Here is a 17659-nt window from a genome sequence, read left to right on the forward strand (position 1 = left end):
ATTACGGAAGTTTGGAAGGGTTGCCGGCCGATCAGCCGATGATGCCCATGATGTCGGCTTCCTTCATGATCAGAAGGTCTTCGCCGTTGATCTTGACTTCGGTGCCAGACCACTTGCCGAACAGGACGCGGTCGCCAGCCTTGACATCGAGCGGAACAACCTTGCCGCTTTCGTCACGGGCGCCCGAGCCGACTGCCACGATTTCGCCTTCTTGCGGCTTTTCCTTCGCGGTGTCCGGAATGATGATGCCGCCCTTGGTCTTTTCTTCAGACTCGACGCGGCGGACGACAACGCGGTCGTGCAGCGGACGGAAGTTGGTGCTTGCCATTGTCTAATCCCTCGATCAAATGACATTGCGGATCGTTCATCGACCCGGTGGATGGGCGTTAGCACTCCTTCTTAAAGAGTGCTAGCGCCGCCGAGATAAGGCTGGCTACCGAACGAGTCAAGGATTGGCTTCGAGATTTTTTTGCCGGCCGCGCACGTTGACATGAAATGCCGTTTTTTGTTTGATGGATCCATGGGGTAAGCGAATGCCCCACGAGGCGTCATGCTGGAATTTCGCGTCCAACAGCAATCAAGGACGTCGTATCATGGCCTCGTTCAACTCCATTTCTCCTGAAAAGCTTTCCCGTCTCGTCGGCACTCCGAAGGGACCTGTCCTCATCGACGTGCGCGATGAGGACGATTTCACCGCCGACCCCCATCTTGTGCCGTCGTCGTTCCATAGGCCCCATGCCGATGCGCCCACATGGGCGGACGAATACAAGGGCCAGTGGGTCGTCGTTCTCTGCAAGCACGGCGGTAAACTCAGCGAGGGCGTTGCCGCATGGCTGCGGCTTGCCGGTGCGGCTGCAGAAATTCTAGAGGGCGGGCTTGAAGGGTGGCGCGAAGCGGACCTGCCTCTCGTGCCGGTCGCGAGCCTGCCGAAGGCCGCTGCCTCGGGCGGCTCGGTGTGGGTTACGCGAGCCCGGCCGAAGATCGACCGTATCGCCTGCCCATGGCTGATCCGCCGCTTCGTCGATCCGCATGCCAGGTTCCTCTACGTCACACCCGCCGAGGTCGAGGCGGTCGGCGAGCGTTTCGGCGCAACGCCGTTCGACATTGAAGGCGTGTTCTGGAGCCACCGCGGCGACGACTGCACCTTCGACACGATGGTCAAGGAATTCCGGCTGTCCTTCCCCGCCTTGGAGCACGTCGCCCGCATTGTCCGTGGCGCCGATACGGACAGGCACGACCTCGAGCCTCAGGCGGCCGGACTGCTTGCCGTTTCGCTAGGCCTGTCCCGCATGTATACGGACGACCTCGAACAGCTCGAGGCAGGGATGACACTTTATGACGCGCTCTATCGCTGGGCGCGCGATGCCACCCAGGAGAAGCACGATTGGGTATCGCACGGCGGCAAGGGGAAGCGGACGTGAATGAGCAATCATCGGCGGGCCTCGCGCCCGCCCATCCATCCTTCGCCGAGGCGACGAAGGTCTGGGCGAAGATCGGCCTCTTGAGCTTCGGCGGTCCGGCCGGCCAGATAGCGCTGATGCACCGCGAGTTGGTCGAGGAGCGCCGCTGGATCTCCGAAAGCCGTTTCCTGCACGCGCTCAACTATTGCATGCTGCTGCCGGGACCGGAGGCGCAGCAACTCGCCACCTATATCGGCTGGCTGCTGCACGGCACGCGCGGCGGCGTGGTGGCCGGCACGCTCTTTGTCGTGCCCGGCTTTTTCGTCATTCTCGCCTTGTCTTCCGCCTATGCCCTGTTTCAGGAGACGAACTGGTTGGCGAGCCTGTTTTTCGGCTTGAAGGCCGCGGTGCTGGCGATCGTCATCGAGGCGCTGATCCGGCTTTCCCGCAGGGCGTTGAAAACCGGCTTCGATCGCGTGCTCGCGATCGTCGCCTTCCTGGCGCTTTTCGCCTTCGGCCTGCCTTTTCCGCTGGTGGTTGTTGCGGCAGGCGTCGCGGGCTATGTCGCCGCCCGCCATGCGCCGGCGCGGCGCGACGCCGCCCATGCGGCGAAGGCTCCCGATCTTCCTTCCGTTATCGGCGCGGATTATCCCGATGGCAAGCCGACCTGGGGAAGGGCGGCGGCGGTCGTTGCCGTGTGGGGCGCTCTCTGGCTGGCACCGTTCGCGTTGATTTTCGCCACGGTCGGAGGGAAAAATGTCTACACCGACGTCGGCGTCTTCTTCTCGCAGATGGCGGTCGTCACCTTCGGCGGCGCCTATGCCGTTCTCGCCTATGTAGCACAGCAGGCGGTCGAGACTTATCACTGGCTGCAGCCCGGCGAGATGGTGGATGGCCTGGCGCTGGCGGAGACGACGCCGGGACCGCTGGTGCTCGTGCTCGCCTTCGTCGGCTTCATGGGGGCCTACCGGGCCCCGATCGGTGTCGACCCGCTGACATCAGGCATGCTCGGCGCGACGCTTGCGACCTGGGTCACCTTCGTTCCGTGCTTTATGTGGATCTTCCTGGGCGCGCCCTATGTCGAGCGGCTGCGCGCCAACGTTGCGCTCTCCGGCGCATTGTCGGCCATCTCGGCGGCGGTCGCGGGCGTCATTCTCAACCTCGCGGTCTGGTTCGGCCTTCACGTCCTCTTCGGCCGCGTCGAGCGCTTGGAGGCCGGGCCGCTTTCGCTCCCCTATCCGGACCCGACGACGCTCCACCCTGCCGCATTGTTCCTGACCATCCTGGCGGCCGCCTCGCTTCTCTGGTGGAAGCGCGGTGTTTTCCAGACGCTCGCAATCTGTGCCGCGGCCGGCTGGTTGCTGATGCTAGTCTGATATTGCCGCCGCCGAATCTTGGGAAGTGCGGCGTTTTTCGATAGGCGAGGCTTGTATTCTTGGCCCTTCCTTGCGATGTCAGCCGGGAAGCCGAGTTTGCAGGAAGCCAGGATGGCCGTCAGGATCAACAGTTATCGGGAAATCGCCAGCCGGTATGACGTGGTGCTTTGCGACGTCTGGGGTGTGCTTCACAATGGCGTCCAGGCCTTCGCCTCCGCCTGCGAGGCGCTTGCCGAGGCGCGCGCCCAAGGTGTGACGGTCGTCCTCATCACCAATTCGCCGCGGCCGCATCCGAGCGTCAAGGTGCAGATCCGCGGTCTCGGCGTTCCCGACGAAGCCTATGATCGGATCGTTACCTCCGGCGACGTGACGCGGGCGCTGATCGCTGCCGCAGAGAAGCGGATTTACTTCATCGGCGCCGATCGCGACCTGCCGCTGCTGGAAGGACTGGGCACCGAGATCGTTTCGGCGGAAGAGGCCGAGGCGATCGTCTGCGCCGGCTTTTACGACGACGAGACCGAAACGCCCGAGCACTATCGCGCCACGCTCACCGGGCTTGCCAAACGGAAGATACCGTTCATCTGTGCCAATCCCGATCTCGTCGTCGAACGCGGCCATCGGCTGATCCCCTGCGCGGGCGCGATCGCCAAGCTTTACGAGGAACTCGGCGGCGAGGCGCGCATCGCCGGCAAGCCCTACAAGGCGATCTACCGCGCCGCCCTTGGCGAAGCGAAGGCGGTGAGAGGTGCCTTCGACCTCGCGAGGGTCGTCGCCGTGGGCGACGGCATGCCGACCGATGTGAAGGGAGCGCAGGACGCGGGCTTCGATCTGCTCTATATCAGCGCCGGCATTCACGCGCAGGAATACATGCATGAAAGCCGCACCGACGAGGCGAAGCTCGCCGCCTTCCTGAAGAAGGAAGGAGCGACGCCGAAGTGGTGGATGCCCCGGCTCGCCTGACAGGAAGACGGCAATGACGGTTTTTCATCGCAACGAGACCCGTGATCCGCTTCCCGAACGTCTCCACGGCGGCGTGATCGCGATCGGCAATTTCGACGGCGTCCACCGGGGCCACCAGTCGGTGCTGAACCGCGCGCTCGACGAGGCAAAGGGCCGGGGCGTTCCGGCTCTCGTGCTGACCTTCGAACCGCATCCGCGCACCGTCTTCCGGCCCGACCAGCCCGTGTTCCGCCTGACCCCGGCGCCGCTGAAGGCCCGCATCCTCGAAGGGATGGGTTTTGGCGCCGTGATCGAATATCCCTTCGATCGGACCTTTTCGGAACTGTCGGCCTCCCGATTTCATCCACCGCATCCTGCGCGAATGGCTGCACGCCTCACATGTCGTCACCGGTTTCGATTTCCATTTTGGCAAGGGGCGGGAAGGCGGTCCGGCCTTCCTGATGGCGGCCGGCTCGAAGGAAGGCTTCGGCGTGACGCTGGTGGACGCCTTCCGCGACGAGAACGCCTCCGTCATTTCTTCGAGCTTCATCCGCTCCTTGCTGGCCGAAGGCGATGTCTCGCATGCGGCCGGCATGCTCGGCTATCGCTACACGGTCGAAGCGGAGGTGATCGGCGGCAAGAAGCTCGGGCGCACCCTCGGCTATCCGACCGCGAACATGCGCCTACCGCAGGAAGCCGAACTCCGAAACGGCATCTATGCGGTGCGCTTCCGCCGAGCGGACGGTTCTCTTTACGACGGCGTCGCAAGCTTCGGCCGCCGTCCGACCGTCGACAGCGATGGAGAAGCGCTGCTGGAGACCTTCGTCTTCGACTTCTCCGGCGATCTCTACGGCGAGGTCTGCGCCGTCTCCTTCTTTGGGCATCTGCGCGACGAGCTGAAATTCGACGGGCTGGAGCCTTTGATGGCGCATATGAGAGAGGACGAGAAGGAGGCGCGTGCCCTTCTTGCCGGCGTTCAGCCTTTGAGCGAGATCGACCGCCAGATCAATTTCGCCTGAGGTGGGCGAGGGAGGCAGTATGCTGGCGCAAAGAATCGCGCCATGCTGCGCTCGCGGACCTTTTCAAAAGGCCGAAAACGCCTTAAACAACCGGCCACTATGACCCGGCATCGTCGATTGACCATCGATCAGCGAATTATCGGCCCGGCTTTCCGCGCGCGCTAGGGGCGCCGGAAGGTCCGGGATTTCGGCGTTTCACGCCCTTCCAGTCATCTTCGATAGACCGAACCCTTCCGCCTGCGTGACGATCCCGCGCGGAAAAGACGAATGCAAAAGACCATGACAGAGACCGCTGAAAAGATCGACTATTCCTCGACGCTCTACCTGCCGCAGACGGAGTTCCCGATGCGCGCCGGCCTGCCGCAGAAGGAGCCGGAAACCGTCGCCCGCTGGCAGAAGATGGAGCTCTACAAGAAGCTTCGCGCCTCCGCCGCCGGCCGCGAAAAGTTCGTGCTGCATGACGGACCGCCCTATGCCAACGGCAACATCCATATCGGCCATGCGCTGAACAAGATCCTCAAGGACGTCATCAACCGCTCGTTCCAGATGCGCGGCTTCGACGCCAATTACGTCCCGGGCTGGGACTGCCACGGCCTGCCGATCGAATGGAAGATCGAGGAGAAATATCGCGAGAAGGGCCGCAACAAGGACGACGTTCCGGTCAACGAGTTCCGCCAGGAATGCCGCGACTTCGCCAGTGGCTGGATCGAGGTCCAGACCGAGGAGTTCAAGCGGCTTGGCATCGAGGGCGATTTCGATAAGCCTTACACGACGATGAACTTCCATGCGGAAGCCCGCATCGCCGGCGAACTGATGAAGATCGCCAAGGCCGGCCAGCTCTATCGCGGTTCCAAGCCCGTCATGTGGTCGGTCGTCGAGCGCACCGCGCTGGCCGAGGCCGAAATCGAATATGCCGATGTCGAGAGCGACATGATCTGGGTGAAGTTCCCTGTCGCCGAAGGTCCGGACGCGCTCGCCGGCGCCTTCGTCGTCATCTGGACCACGACGCCCTGGACGATCCCCGGCAACCGCGCGGTCGCCTATTCGTCGCGCTACGCCTATGGCCTCTACGAGGTCGCGACGGCCGAGAACGATTATGGCCCGCAGCCGGGCGAAAAGCTGATCTTCGCCAAGCGCCTCGCGGACGAGTCGGCCGCCAAGGCAAAGGTCACCTTCAATTTTGTCCGCGATCTCGAGCCGGAGGAGTTGGGCACGGTCACTTGCGCCCATCCGCTTCACGGTCTCGGCGGTGGTTATGCCTTCCAGGTGCCGCTCCTCGACGGCGAGCATGTGACGGACGACGCCGGCACCGGCTTCGTCCACACCGCACCGAGCCACGGCCGCGAGGACTTCGAGGCCTGGATGGAGAACGTGCGCCTCCTCGAAGACCGCGGTATCTCGTCGGCGATCCCGTTCCCGGTCGACGACGCCGGCTATTACACGGCCGACGCGCCGGGCTTCGGTCCCGAGGCCGAAGGCGGCGCCGGACGGGTCATCGACGACAAGGGCAAGAAGGGCGACGCCAACGACCGCGTCATCAAGGCGCTGATCGCCCGCCATGCGCTTTTTGCCCGCGGCCGGATGAAGCATTCCTATCCGCATTCCTGGCGCTCGAAGAAGCCGGTCATCTTCCGCAACACGCCGCAATGGTTCGTCTACATGGACAAGGACTTCGGCGACGGCACGACGCTGCGCTCGCGGGCCCTCAACGCCATCGACGACACCCGCTTCGTCCCCGGCGCCGGCCAGAACCGCCTGCGTGCCATGATCGAGCAGCGCCCCGACTGGGTGCTGTCGCGCCAGCGCGCCTGGGGCGTGCCGATCGCGATCTTTGCCGACGATGACGGCCAGATCCTCGTCGACGAAAAGGTCAACGCCCGCATCCTCGAGGCCTTCGAGGAGGAAGGCGCCGACGCCTGGTTTGCCGAGGGGGCGAAGGAGCGCTTCCTTGGAAACGACCACGACCATGCCCGCTGGCACCAGGTCATGGACATCCTCGACGTGTGGTTCGATTCCGGCTCGACCCACACCTTCACGCTCGAGGACCGTCCGGATCTGAAATGGCCGGCCGATGTCTATCTCGAAGGCTCCGACCAGCACCGCGGCTGGTTCCATTCCTCGTTGCTGGAAAGCTGCGCGACCCGTGGCCGTGCGCCCTACGACGCCGTCGTCACCCATGGTTTCACCATGGATGAGAAGGGCGAGAAGATGTCGAAGTCGAAGGGCAACACCGTCACGCCGCAGGAGGTGATGAAGGATGCCGGCGCCGACATCCTGCGCCTCTGGGTGATGACGACCGACTATTGGGAAGACCAGCGCCTCGGCAAGACGATCATCCAGACCAATATCGATGCCTACCGTAAGCTCAGGAACACCATCCGCTGGATGCTGGGCACCCTCGCCCACGACAAGGGCGAGACGATCGCGCTCGCCGACATGCCGGAGCTCGAGCAACTGATGCTGCACCGGCTGGCCGAACTCGACCGGCTGGTGCGCGAAGGCTACGATGCCTTCGACTTCAAGCGGATCGCCCGGGCGCTGATCGATTTCTCGAATGTCGAACTGTCGGCCTTCTATTTCGACATCCGCAAGGACGCGCTCTACTGCGATGCGCCGTCGTCGCTTCGCCGCCGCGCTGCGCTCCAGGTCATCCGTACGCTGTTCGATTGCCTGGTCACCTGGCTCGCACCGATGCTGCCCTTCACCGCCGAGGAAGCCTGGCTTTCCCGCAATCCGGAGGCCGTCTCGGTGCATCTCGAGCAGTTCCCGGCCGTGCCGGCGGAGTGGCGCAACGAGGTGCTCGCCGAGAAGTGGCGGAAGATCCGCGAAGTGCGCAAGGTCGTCACCGGAGCTCTCGAGATCGAGCGCAAGGACAAGCGGATCGGCTCCTCGCTCGAGGCCGCCCCGATTGTCCACGTCGCCGACCCGGACCTGAGAGCGGCGCTCGATGGCCAGGACTTCGCCGAGATCTGCATCACCTCGGCGATCGAGATCGACGGCGCCGAGGGGCCGGCCGGTGCCTTCACCTTGCCGGACGTGGCAAAGGTCGGCGTCGTGCCGAAGCTTGCCGAAGGCCGCAAATGCGCCCGCTCCTGGCGAATCACCACGGATATCGGCTCCGATCCGTTTTATCCGGACGTGTCGGCGCGCGACGCCGCCGCATTGCGGGAGCTCGGCTTCAAGCCTTGATGGACGTTTTACCGGGTGAATTGCGCTTGCCGCGTTCATCCGGTACAAACTGCCCGAAATTTGGCGGATTTTTCCGCCATGGGGGCGCGTAATGGCCGCGGTGCGGCGGGGCTGGAAGGAATTTCATGGAAATGACGCGAGAGTTGCGGGTGTTTGCGGGCATTGCTGCTGTCGTGGCAGGTAGCCTGGTGCTTTCCGGCTGCATCGGCGGCCCGACCTACGGTACGGACAAGTCGGCAGGCGAACAGTTGGTCGACGACCTCGGCAGCGCCATCAGCCTGGCCCCGCCCAAGAAGGACCCGGTCAAATACCAGCCGCGTGCGGGCCTGGTGTTGCCGCCGCAGCAGGGAGAGCAAGCCGCGCTGATTCAGCCGCAGCAGTCTCTCGCCAACCGCGAAGCCAATCCCGCCTGGGTCGAGTCGCCCGAGGAAGTGCGCAATCGCCTGCGCGAAGAGGCTGACGCCAACAAGAACAATCCCAATTACGTATCGCCGCTTGCAAAGGCGAGCGCCAACGGTCGCCGTCTTTCCGCCAAGGAACAGCAGGCGGCCTATCGCGAAGCCCGCAAGATCGAGATGGGCGCCTATTCCGACAAGCGCCGGTTCCTGAGCGACCCGCCGCTCGAATATCGCCGCCTGCCGGAGGGCGCCGAAACAGATCTCGGCGAGGCGGAAAAGGACAAGGAACGCCGGCGCAAGAAGGCGGCGCAGGTCGCCAACAGCGGCAGCAAGTGGTACTGGCCGTTCTAAGCCATGGCAATCGGCATTCGCGACGCGGTTCCGGACGATGCGGCGACGATCCTGCGTTTCATCACCGAGCTCGCCACCTATGAGAAAGCCGAGCATGAGGTCGAGGCGACCGTCGAGCTTCTGACCGCGTCGCTCTTCGGGCCGGATCGGGTCAGCCGTGCGGTCATCTGCGAGGTCGACGGCGCGCCGGCCGGCTTCGCCATCTGGTTCTACAACTATTCGACCTGGCAGGCCCGCAAGGGCCTCTATCTCGAGGATCTGTACGTGACGCCCGAGCACCGCGGCTCCGGGGCAGGCAAGATGCTGCTCAAGCACCTGGCGCGCATTGCGATCGCCGAGGGTTGCGGCCGCTTCGAGTGGAGCGTTCTCGATTGGAACGAGCCGGCCATTCGCGTCTACGAGGCGATCGGGGCGGAACCGCTGTCGGAGTGGACACGCTATCGGCTGGTGGGGAAGGAACTCGAGGCGCTCGCCGCCAGTTGATCTGTTTCCGTCAACGCCGGGCGGTAAAAAACGCGCGCAGAAGATCGGCGGCCTCGCGCTCGGCGAGGCCGGAATAGACATCCGGCACATGGTGGCAGGTCGGCGAGCCATAGAACCTGACGCCGTTTTCGACGGCGCCGCCTTTCGGATCCTCGGCGCCGTAGTAAAGGCGGCGTATGCGCGCAAAGGAGATCGCTGCCGCGCACATGGTGCAAGGTTCAAGCGTCACATAGAGATCGGCGCCCGAAAGACGCTCGTCGCCAACGGCGGCTGCCGCCTGGCGGATCGCTTCGATTTCGGCATGGGCGGTGATGTCCCTCAATTCGCGCGTGCGATTGCCGGCAGCGGCGACGACCTCGCCGTCGAGCACCACGACGGCGCCGATCGGCACCTCGCCCCGCGCAGCCGCCTTCCGCGCCTCGTCGAGTGCCGCATCCATGTAGCGCGTCGTTTCCGCCATCACGTGCTCATAATTTCTCTTAACCCACGGCCCTCGACCTGATAGGACAGCCGCAAAAGGCAGGCAACAGAAATGACATTCAAAGACAAGTCCACCGGGCCCGGCAAGGGTAAAGGTCGGAAGGGCAATTACTCTTCCGGCGAGAAGAAGGCCAACGCGGCGCGACCCGGCAACGCGGCGCCGAAAGCTGATGCCGGCCTCGACGAGCCGCAGCGCATCTCGAAGATCCTGTCGCGCGCCGGCGTCGCCTCGCGCCGCGACATCGAGCGGATGATCATGGAAGGGCGCGTCAAGCTCAACGGCGTCGTGCTTGAGACGCCAGTTGTCAATGCAACGCTTGCCGACCAAATCGAGGTCGACGGCCATCCGATCCGCGGCATCGAGCGGACGCGCCTCTGGCTCTATTACAAACCGGCCGGTCTGGTGACGACCAATTCCGATCCGGAGGGCCGCCCGACGGTCTTCGACAACCTGCCGGACGAACTGCCGCGCGTGCTGTCGGTCGGCCGCCTTGACATCAATACCGAGGGCCTGCTGCTCCTGACCAACGACGGGGGACTTGCCCGCGCCCTCGAATTGCCGTCGACCGGTTGGTTGCGACGCTATCGCGTCCGCGCGCATGGCGAAATCGACCAGGAAGCGCTCGACCGGCTGAAGGAGGGGATCGCCGTCGACGGCGTCCTCTATGGTGCGATCGAGGCGACGCTCGACCGGGTTCAGGGATCGAACGTCTGGATCACCATGGGGCTCCGCGAAGGCAAGAACCGCGAGATCAAGAACGTGCTCGGGGCGCTCGGCCTCGACGTGAACCGGCTGATCCGCATTTCCTATGGCCCGTTCCAACTGGGCGAGTTGCCGGAGGGCCATGTCCAGGAGATCCGGGGCCGCACGCTCCGGGACCAGCTCGGCCCGCGTTTGATCGCCGAATCGAAGGCGAATTTCGACGCGCCGCTCTACAACGACCAGCCGGCCGCGCCGGAAAGGGAAGCCCACAACGAGGTCGCTCCCGAGTGGGGGAAGGAACGAAGCGCCCGGCGTGAAAAGCCCGAGGACAAGCGCGAACGGGCACTTGCGCGCCTTGATACGCAGCGCGATGACAGCCGTTCCCGCGACCGGCGGGAACGTCCCCGCGAGAAGTTCGAGGATCGCCCCGCCCGGCCTCCGGCGAAGCGCAGCCGAACGGCGAATGTCTGGATGGCGCCTGGGGCGCGTCCGGTCGCTGAAAAGAAGCCGAAGGGGGCTGAGGAAGACACCTCGCCGAAACCCGCGCGTCGCGAGCGTCCGGAAGGTGCGCCGAAGACGAAGCGTTACGGCCGCACCAAGGATGGCGCCGCGACAAAGACATCGGCAAAGTTCGATCCCGACCGCAAGGCACGCCCTGCCAAGGCAGATGCTCGGCCGGACCGCGCCCCGCGGCCACCGGTCAAACGTGCCGACGAGGATGGCGATTGGATCAGCGCCAGCGAACCGGTTCGCCGTAAGGATGAGGCTCGCGACGGTGGTTTCGAACGCCGCCGGCCTTTCGATTCCGGCGAACGGAAATCGCGCGACCACGGCGATCGCCCGCCGCGTCGCGAAGGCAGCGAGCGCCCGCGTGGCGAACGTCCGGCGCGGGCCGCAGGCGACAGCCGCGCATTTTCCGAAAAGCCACGGACAAGCCGCAGCAAAGATGATCGCCCTCAGGGCCGCGAAGGCGGAGATCGTCCGTTCGGTGATCGGCCGCGTGGCAAGGCGCCCGGTGGCAAGCCGGCAGGGGGAAAGTCCTTCGGCCAGCGCTCCGGCGGTCCTCGTGGTGGCGGTAAGCCCGGCGGGGGCAAGCCCGGTGGCGGCAGGCCCGGAGGAGGTAAGCCCGGCGGTCGCACGGGCGGCGGCAAGCCGCGCGGCAAGGGGAAGTAATCGGCCGTGCGCATCGTCGGCGGAGAGTTTCGGGGCCGCGCGCTCGCCACACCCAAGTCCAACGATATTCGGCCGACCACCGACCGGACGCGCGAGAGCCTGTTCAACATCCTGAGCCATGGCTACCCCGGCGTTCTGGACGGTGGCCGCGTGCTCGACCTCTTCGCCGGTACCGGTGCCGTGGGGCTCGAGGCTCTGTCACGCGGCTGCCGGCAGGCGCTTTTCGTCGAGCAGGGCGTCGAAGGCCGCGGGCTCATCAGGGTCAATATCGAAGCGCTCGGCCTGCAGGGCCGCGCCAAGATCTTTCGCCGCGACGCGGTGGATCTCGGGCCCGTCGGCACCATGGAACCATTTCATCTGGTTTTCGCAGATCCCCCCTATGGCAAGGGGCTCGGCGAACGGGCGCTCGCGTCGGCGGCTGCAGGCGGATGGCTCGTGCCCGGGGCCCTGGTGGTGCTGGAGGAGCAGGCCGATGTGCGGCCGCAACTGTCCGCAGCCTTTGAGCCGCTCGACGATCGCGCCTTCGGCGACACGCGAATGCATTTCTACCGATTTCTTGGCTAAAGTTGCAGTCGAGCGTGGGTGGAAATCATTCCGCTCTGACTGAGGCACCGGCCGCAACGGGCGCGGACGGAACGGAGAACATCGATGGAGCAGCACGTAGCTGATCGGCGGGATCGGTCGGACACCAAGGGTGAGCCGATGATCGCCGTTGCGTTTGGTGGCGGCGGTGCGCGCGGCCTTGCCCACATCCATGTCATCGAGGCGTTGGACGAGATGGGCATCCGGCCCTCGGCAATTGCCGGCTCGTCGATCGGCGCCATCATGGGCGCAGGCATGGCCGCCGGCATGACCGGCCGGGAGATCCGAGACTACACGCTTGCCACCGTCGGCAATCGCGGCGAGGTGCTCAACCGCCTGTGGCAGCTCCGTCCGAATAGTCTGTCGGAGGCCGTCTCGAGCGGCTTCCGCTTCGGGCAGTTCAACATCGAACGGGTGCTGAAAGCTTTTCTCCCGGGGGCGATCCCAGCGCGCTTTTCAGACCTGCTGATACCGTTGAAGGTAACGGCGACCGATTATTACGGGCAAAGCGAGCGTATCTGCGAAAGCGGCGACCTGCACAAGGCGATCGCCGCGTCCTGCGCGCTCCCGGCGATCTTCATGCCGGTGAAGATCGAAGGCCGCGTGATGATCGATGGCGGCATGTACAATCCGATTCCGTTCGACCACCTGCGCGAGCTCGCCGACATCGTTATCGCCGTCGACGTCGTCGGAGGTCCGGATGGCGACGGCAAGACGATACCGAGCCGCATCGACAGCCTGTTCGGTGCGAGCCAGCTGATGATGCAGTCGATCATCGCCATGAAGATGAAGGCCGGCGCCCCGGATATCCTGCTCCGCCCGGAAGTTGGCCGCTTCCGCGCCTTGGATTTCCTGCGCGCCCGGGACGTGCTCGCCGCCACAGCCTCGACGAAGGAGCAACTGAAGCGGGCACTTTCGGAGCGGATCGACCAATGGCAGGCGGGGCGTTGATCCGGTCCGACTCCCGTGCGGTGCGTCTTTTCAGACGCCACGGTAGGGCGCTCTGTTTCAGTCGGCACTGGCCAGCGTGTCGGCGCGACCATCGTTTGCGGCAGGAAGCTGAGTTAGGATCCGCTCTTCGGTTTCCACCGTGTGGTTGACGTCCCGTTTCGGCTTGACCAGCGGTTCCGGCCGCACCGGCTCTGAATGGAGCATGTGGCGCCCGGCCGTGATGCCTTCGGCCTCCTGCAGCACCAGCCGCGCCTCGTCGCGGCGGCGGATGTCGTCCATGATGGCGAGAGCTTCCTCGCCGCCGACGCCGAGCGCTTCGATCGTCTTGCGGCCGAACAGCAGGCCGGACTCGAAGGTCTCGCGCAACTCGTACTCGACACCCATGGCACGCAGTTCCAGCGTATGCAGGCGATCATAGGAACGGGCGAAGATGCGGGCGTTCGGATATTCCGCCTGGACGAGGCTGATGATCCTGTCGGTGATTTCCTTCTTCTGCGTGCAGACCGCGACGATCTTCGCCTTTTCGATGCCGGCCGCCCGCAAGACGTCGAGCCGCGTGCCATCGCCGAAATAGATGCGGAACCCGAAGGTCGCGGCCTGGCGAACGCGAGCCGCGGAATGATCAATGATCGTCACGTCGCGGCCGCCGGCCAAGAGAATCTGCGCGGCGATCTGGGCGAAGCGCGAAAAGCCGATCATCAGCACGTCGGCGCCGGCGCCTTCGAAGTCCTCCTCGATCTCGTCTTCCAACTCCTCGTGCTCGCGCAGCAGCCGTTTCGACAGCAGCGCCGCAACCGGCGTCAATGCCATGGAAAGCGTGACGATTGCGACGAGCAGGGAGCCGACGCCTTGCGTGAAGACGCCTGCAATGGCTGCGGCCGTGAAGAGCACGAAGCCGAATTCGCCACCCTGCGGCAGAAGCAGGCTGATGCGCACGGCATCATTGTGGTGAGAACCCGTGGCGCGGCAGATCCCATAGAGAACGAGGCTCTTCACCGCCATGAGCACTGGCACGGCGACGAGGATCAGCAGATAGTTCTCGGCGATGACGTGGAGTTCGAGCGACAATCCGACTGCCATGAAGAACAGTGCCTGGAGGATACCGCGAAACGGCTCGATATCGGCTTCGAGCTCGTGGCGATAGGAGGATTCCGCGAGCAACACGCCCGCCAGAAAGGCGCCCATCGCCATCGAGAGGCCAGCCAGCTGCATCATCGTCGCCGCGCCCATGACGACGAGCAGCGCTGCGGCGATCATGACATCGCGGGCACCGGTGCGGGCGATCACCTGGAAAAGTGGGTTGAGCAGGTAGCGGCCCGCCGCGTAAAGCGCCGCGATGGCGGCGATCGCAATCGCGAAGTCTTCGAAGGCCGTGGTCGTGGCCTCCGGAGCGCGCGTCGCCATCAGCGGGATCAAAGCGAGCAGCGGGACGATCGCCAGGTCCTGGAGCAGGAGGATGGAAAAGGCGCGCTGGCCGTAGCGCGTGTTGGTATCGTTGTTTTCGTCGAGGATCTGCATGGCGAAAGCTGTCGACGAAAGCGCCAGGCCAAAGCCGGCAATCACACTGCCCCTCCATTCGAGCAGGCTGAAGAACTCGATGAGGAAGGAGAGAACGAGGCCTGTCACCAACACCTGCGCCGTGCCCAGGCCGAAAATGTCGCGGCGCATCTGCCACAGTCGCGATGGCTTCAGCTCGAGGCCGATGATGAACAGCAGGAAGACGACGCCGAGCTCCGATACGTGAAGGATCTCTTCGCCCTCGGTAATCGACTGGGCAACCGGACCGATCACGATGCCGGCGGCGAGATACCCGAGAATCGTACCGAGCCCGAGGCGCTTGAAGAGCGGCGCTGCAACGACGGCGCCGCCGAGCAGCATCAGCGCCTGGGTATAGAGGATCGGGGTCGTCTGCATTGCTCGCGTCTTTCAATCATGGAGGCTCTCGACGCCCCCTTGGCGGGGGAAGCGAGGCGGTCTGTCATACTATGCGGAGAGGGGAATCATCATGATGCCCTTGATGCATGCTCCAGTGCACAATAAATGGGGCAGGAATGAAAGGCTTAATCATGTCCGAGACGATCGATTCCGCCATCCTCGAAAAACGTGCCGCCGAACTGGTGGACCGCGCCTGCCAGGCCGGTGCGGAGGCCGCCGACGCGGTCGTCGTACGTGGTCGCTCCCGCTCGGTGTCGGTGCGGCTCGGCAAGGTCGAGGCGACGGAAGCCTCCGAAAGCGACGATTTTTCGCTTCGGGTCTTCGTCGGGCGGCGCGTCGCCAGCGTCTCGGCCAATCCGGGCTTCGATCTGAAGGTCCTGGCGGAGCGCGCAGTCGCGATGGCCAAGGCTTCGCCGGAGGACCCCTATGCCTCGCTCGCCGATCCCGATCGGTTGGCGAAGTCCTATCCGGACCTGGACCTCTTCGACATGCGCGAGGTTTCGAGCGAAGCGCTGACCGAAGCCGCACTTGCCGCCGAGGCGGCGGCGCTTTCGGTGGCCGGTGTGACCAATTCGAGCGGCGCCGGCGCCTCCGCCGGCATGGGCGGCCTCGTGCTGGTGACGTCGCATGGCTTCTCGGGCTCCTACTTGGCGACCCGGTTCGGGCGCTCGGTCAGCGCCATCGCCGGCGAAGGCACCAAGATGGAGCGCGACTACGACTATGACAGCCGGCTCTATTTCGACGATCTGCGCAGCGCCGACGATATCGGACGCGTCGCCGGCGAACGGGCGGTGGCGCGCCTCAATCCGCGTCAGGTTCCTACCGCGAAGAACGTCACCGTCGTCTTCGATCCGCGCATGGCACGCGGCTTCGTCGGTCATCTGGCGGGCGCCATCAACGGCGCGTCGGTGGCGCGCAAGACCAGCTTCCTGCGCGACATGATGGGCAAGCAGATCATGAAGGCGGGCATTGCCGTCACGGACGACCCGCTGATCGTTCGCGGCTCCTCCTCCAGGCCTTTCGACGGCGAAGGGGTCACCGGCTCGAAACTGTCGATGGTCGAAGATGGCGTGCTCAAACACTGGTTCCTGTCGACCTCTGCGGCACGGGAATTGGGGCTCGAGACCAATGGGCGGGGTGTGCGCGGTGGCCCGACCGTCAATCCGGCCTCGACCAACCTCGCCCTCGAGCCGGGGACGCTTTCCCGCGACGATCTGATCCGCGACGTCGGCACGGGATTCTATGTGACCGAGCTCATCGGCCAGGGCGTCAACATGGTGACGGGCGAATATAGCCGTGGCGCCTCCGGTTTCTGGATCGAGAATGGCGAGCTTACCTTCCCCGTGTCGGAGGTGACGATCGCTTCCAATCTCAAGCACATGTTCATGGCCTTGACGCCGGCCGACGACATCGACAGGAAATTCGGTATCGCCGCACCGACGCTTGCTGTCGAAGGCATGACGCTTGCCGGAACCTGAGTGCAGGCGGTACGTTCCGCCAGATCGAAGCGCGTCGGCCCGTCCCCACGCTTGAAGGATTTGAATGTCAGAAGCAGCCCTCCAGACCGCGTCGAGCCGAAACGAGGATTTGAAGCTCATCCTCGCCGCAGCGGTGGCCGCAGGCGATACGGCGCTCGGATATTTCCGAAAAAGCGTCGACGTTCGCTGGAAGAATGAAGGCCGCTCTCCCGTGAGCGAGGCCGATCTCGCCGCAAACGACATCCTGAAGACGAGGCTGCTCGGCGCGCGGCCGGATTACGGCTGGCTCTCCGAGGAAACCGACGACGATGCGACGCGGCTAGCGCGCGACACCGTCTTCGTTGTCGATCCGATCGACGGGACGCGCGCCTTCATCTCCGGCAAGGATCTCTGGTGCGTCAGCGTCGCCGTCGTTCACCAGGGCCGGCCGACGGCCGGAGTGCTCTATGCGCCGGCCCTCGGAGAAATCTTCGAGGCGACCCTCGACGGCGAGGCACGAAAGAACGGCGCGGCGATTGCCGTGCGTGACCCCGTGCCGGACGAGCGGCTGCAGGTGGCAATGGCCGAGGATCTCGTCGGCAAGCTCGCCGTCCCCTATCGCGACAGGCTGGCGCGCGTACCGCATGTGCCGTCACTCGCCTATCGGCTGGCGATGATCGCCGACGGCCGCATCGACGGCACGATCGTCAAGAAGAACGCGCATGACTGGGATCTGGCCGCCGCCGACCTCATTCTGGCACGGGCGGGCGGAGCGCTCCGTGGCCTTGACGGCATGCCGTTGTCCTACAATCGCCCGATTGTCAGTCATGGAGTCCTGGGGGCCGGATCCGGGCTGGCGCTACCGTCATTGCTGGCCGCCTCCAGGCCGTTCGACGCCCATTGACCTTTGGGTGCGAATGCCGCAAACCAACGCCGACGTCTCAAAGAACAATGGGAACACAATGGCTCAGAATACCGAGAAGAAGCAGCTCCTGCACCTTGTCTTCGGCGGCGAGTTGACGACGCTCACCGACGTGCAATTCCGTGATCTCAACGACCTCGACATCGTCGGTATCTTCCCCGATTACGAGAGCGCCCACGTTGCCTGGAAGGCCAAGGCGCAGATGACGGTCGACAACGCCCATATGCGTTATTTCATCGTTCACATGCACCGGCTGCTCGATCCGGAACATGATTGATGTCTTGGTAAGCGCGGCTAAGGG

At 64.6% G+C, this 17659-nt stretch carries 15 protein-coding genes and 1 pseudogene; 13 read left to right on the forward strand and 3 right to left on the reverse strand.

Translation table 11 applies throughout. The features are described 5' to 3' along the window. Positions 1-31: 31 nt before the first annotated feature. The gene (gene groES, locus NGR_RS13415) at positions 32-328 is read right to left on the reverse strand and encodes a co-chaperone GroES (protein ID WP_012706990.1); all 297 of its coding nucleotides are present in this window, start codon (positions 326-328) and stop codon (positions 32-34) included. A 265-nt stretch (positions 329-593) separates the two neighbouring features. On the opposite strand from groES, the gene NGR_RS13420 reads away from it, so the two are divergent. The 7 genes and pseudogenes from NGR_RS13420 to NGR_RS13450 all read left to right on the forward strand — a co-directional run bounded on the left by NGR_RS13420 (position 594) and on the right by NGR_RS13450 (position 9155). Then, entirely contained in the window at positions 594-1421 is an 828-nt protein-coding gene (locus NGR_RS13420) for a chromate resistance protein ChrB domain-containing protein (RefSeq protein ID WP_012706991.1), read from the forward strand. Continuing rightward, positions 1418-2776, forward strand: coding sequence for a chromate efflux transporter (gene chrA / locus NGR_RS13425; RefSeq protein WP_012706992.1), 1359 nt, complete (start codon positions 1418-1420; stop codon positions 2774-2776). The genes NGR_RS13420 and chrA overlap by 4 nt, the downstream gene beginning before the upstream one ends. Positions 2777-2887: 111 nt before the next feature. Further along, a complete protein-coding gene (locus NGR_RS13430) occupies positions 2888-3736 on the forward strand; it encodes a TIGR01459 family HAD-type hydrolase (protein WP_012706993.1) in 849 nt (282 codons plus the stop codon). Between the two features lie 13 nt (positions 3737-3749). After that, positions 3750-4734 (forward strand): annotated as a pseudogene (locus tag NGR_RS33565) (bifunctional riboflavin kinase/FAD synthetase). A 279-nt stretch (positions 4735-5013) separates the two neighbouring features. Continuing rightward, a complete protein-coding gene (gene ileS / locus NGR_RS13440; RefSeq protein ID WP_164924584.1) occupies positions 5014-7923 on the forward strand; it encodes an isoleucine--tRNA ligase in 2910 nt (969 codons plus the stop codon). Positions 7924-8048: 125 nt separating this feature from the next. Continuing rightward, complete coding sequence (locus NGR_RS13445) at positions 8049-8672, forward strand: hypothetical protein (RefSeq protein ID WP_012706996.1); 624 nt, start codon at positions 8049-8051, stop codon at positions 8670-8672. 3 nt (positions 8673-8675) lie between these two features. Beyond that, positions 8676-9155 carry a GNAT family N-acetyltransferase gene (locus tag NGR_RS13450; protein ID WP_012706997.1) on the forward strand — a complete coding sequence of 160 codons (480 nt, stop codon included), beginning with the start codon at positions 8676-8678 and terminating at the stop codon, positions 9153-9155. 10 nt (positions 9156-9165) lie between these two features. On the opposite strand, the gene NGR_RS13455 is transcribed toward NGR_RS13450, so the two are convergent. Further along, entirely contained in the window at positions 9166-9615 is a 450-nt protein-coding gene (locus NGR_RS13455) for a nucleoside deaminase (RefSeq protein WP_164924183.1), read from the reverse strand. 72 nt (positions 9616-9687) lie between these two features. Between NGR_RS13455 and NGR_RS13460 the strand changes: the two genes are divergently transcribed. The 3 genes from NGR_RS13460 (at position 9688) to NGR_RS13470 (ending at position 13044) form a co-directional block, all read left to right on the forward strand. After that, positions 9688-11511 carry a pseudouridine synthase gene (locus NGR_RS13460; protein WP_012706999.1) on the forward strand — a complete coding sequence of 608 codons (1824 nt, stop codon included), beginning with the start codon at positions 9688-9690 and terminating at the stop codon, positions 11509-11511. A gap of 6 nt (positions 11512-11517) precedes the next feature. After that, the gene (rsmD, locus tag NGR_RS13465; RefSeq protein WP_012707000.1) at positions 11518-12075 is read left to right on the forward strand and encodes a 16S rRNA (guanine(966)-N(2))-methyltransferase RsmD; all 558 of its coding nucleotides are present in this window, start codon (positions 11518-11520) and stop codon (positions 12073-12075) included. An 84-nt stretch (positions 12076-12159) separates the two neighbouring features. After that, positions 12160-13044: a patatin-like phospholipase family protein gene (locus NGR_RS13470; RefSeq protein ID WP_012707001.1), complete on the forward strand. Its 885-nt coding sequence runs from the start codon at positions 12160-12162 to the stop codon at positions 13042-13044. Positions 13045-13101: 57 nt separating this feature from the next. On the opposite strand, the gene NGR_RS13475 is transcribed toward NGR_RS13470, so the two are convergent. Further along, complete coding sequence (locus NGR_RS13475) at positions 13102-14958, reverse strand: monovalent cation:proton antiporter-2 (CPA2) family protein (RefSeq protein ID WP_012707002.1); 1857 nt, start codon at positions 14956-14958, stop codon at positions 13102-13104. 152 nt (positions 14959-15110) lie between these two features. Here NGR_RS13475 and NGR_RS13480 point away from each other — a divergent pair, with 152 nt between their 5' ends. The 3 genes from NGR_RS13480 to NGR_RS13490 all read left to right on the forward strand — a co-directional run bounded on the left by NGR_RS13480 (position 15111) and on the right by NGR_RS13490 (position 17635). Beyond that, the gene (locus NGR_RS13480; RefSeq protein ID WP_164924184.1) at positions 15111-16457 is read left to right on the forward strand and encodes a TldD/PmbA family protein; all 1347 of its coding nucleotides are present in this window, start codon (positions 15111-15113) and stop codon (positions 16455-16457) included. A gap of 64 nt (positions 16458-16521) precedes the next feature. Then, positions 16522-17340 carry a 3'(2'),5'-bisphosphate nucleotidase CysQ gene (locus NGR_RS13485; RefSeq protein ID WP_012707004.1) on the forward strand — a complete coding sequence of 273 codons (819 nt, stop codon included), beginning with the start codon at positions 16522-16524 and terminating at the stop codon, positions 17338-17340. A 58-nt stretch (positions 17341-17398) separates the two neighbouring features. Continuing rightward, entirely contained in the window at positions 17399-17635 is a 237-nt protein-coding gene (locus NGR_RS13490; protein WP_012707005.1) for a DUF4170 domain-containing protein, read from the forward strand. Positions 17636-17659 lie beyond the last annotated feature (24 nt).

Source organism: Sinorhizobium fredii NGR234, from assembly GCF_000018545.1.
Classification (GTDB): Bacteria; Pseudomonadota; Alphaproteobacteria; order Rhizobiales; family Rhizobiaceae; genus Sinorhizobium; species Sinorhizobium fredii_A.

What these genes read in the sequence shown, in the direction of transcription:
- NGR_RS13470 (WP_012707001.1), top strand. Translation starts at nt 12,160, where the DNA reads ATGGAGCAGCACGTAGCTGATCGGCGGGATCGGTCGGACACCAAGGGT.
- NGR_RS13480 (WP_164924184.1), top strand. Translation starts at nt 15,111, where the DNA reads ATGTCCGAGACGATCGATTCCGCCATCCTCGAAAAACGTGCCGCCGAA.
- NGR_RS13455 (WP_164924183.1), bottom strand. Translation starts at nt 9,615, where the DNA reads ATGGCGGAAACGACGCGCTACATGGATGCGGCACTCGACGAGGCGCGG.
- groES (WP_012706990.1), bottom strand. Translation starts at nt 328, where the DNA reads ATGGCAAGCACCAACTTCCGTCCGCTGCACGACCGCGTTGTCGTCCGC.
- NGR_RS13445 (WP_012706996.1), top strand. Translation starts at nt 8,049, where the DNA reads ATGGAAATGACGCGAGAGTTGCGGGTGTTTGCGGGCATTGCTGCTGTC.
- ileS (WP_164924584.1), top strand. Translation starts at nt 5,014, where the DNA reads ATGACAGAGACCGCTGAAAAGATCGACTATTCCTCGACGCTCTACCTG.
- NGR_RS13450 (WP_012706997.1), top strand. Translation starts at nt 8,676, where the DNA reads ATGGCAATCGGCATTCGCGACGCGGTTCCGGACGATGCGGCGACGATC.
- NGR_RS13485 (WP_012707004.1), top strand. Translation starts at nt 16,522, where the DNA reads ATGTCAGAAGCAGCCCTCCAGACCGCGTCGAGCCGAAACGAGGATTTG.
- NGR_RS13475 (WP_012707002.1), bottom strand. Translation starts at nt 14,958, where the DNA reads ATGCAGACGACCCCGATCCTCTATACCCAGGCGCTGATGCTGCTCGGC.
- NGR_RS13490 (WP_012707005.1), top strand. Translation starts at nt 17,399, where the DNA reads ATGGCTCAGAATACCGAGAAGAAGCAGCTCCTGCACCTTGTCTTCGGC.
- NGR_RS13460 (WP_012706999.1), top strand. Translation starts at nt 9,688, where the DNA reads ATGACATTCAAAGACAAGTCCACCGGGCCCGGCAAGGGTAAAGGTCGG.
- NGR_RS13420 (WP_012706991.1), top strand. Translation starts at nt 594, where the DNA reads ATGGCCTCGTTCAACTCCATTTCTCCTGAAAAGCTTTCCCGTCTCGTC.
- NGR_RS13430 (WP_012706993.1), top strand. Translation starts at nt 2,888, where the DNA reads ATGGCCGTCAGGATCAACAGTTATCGGGAAATCGCCAGCCGGTATGAC.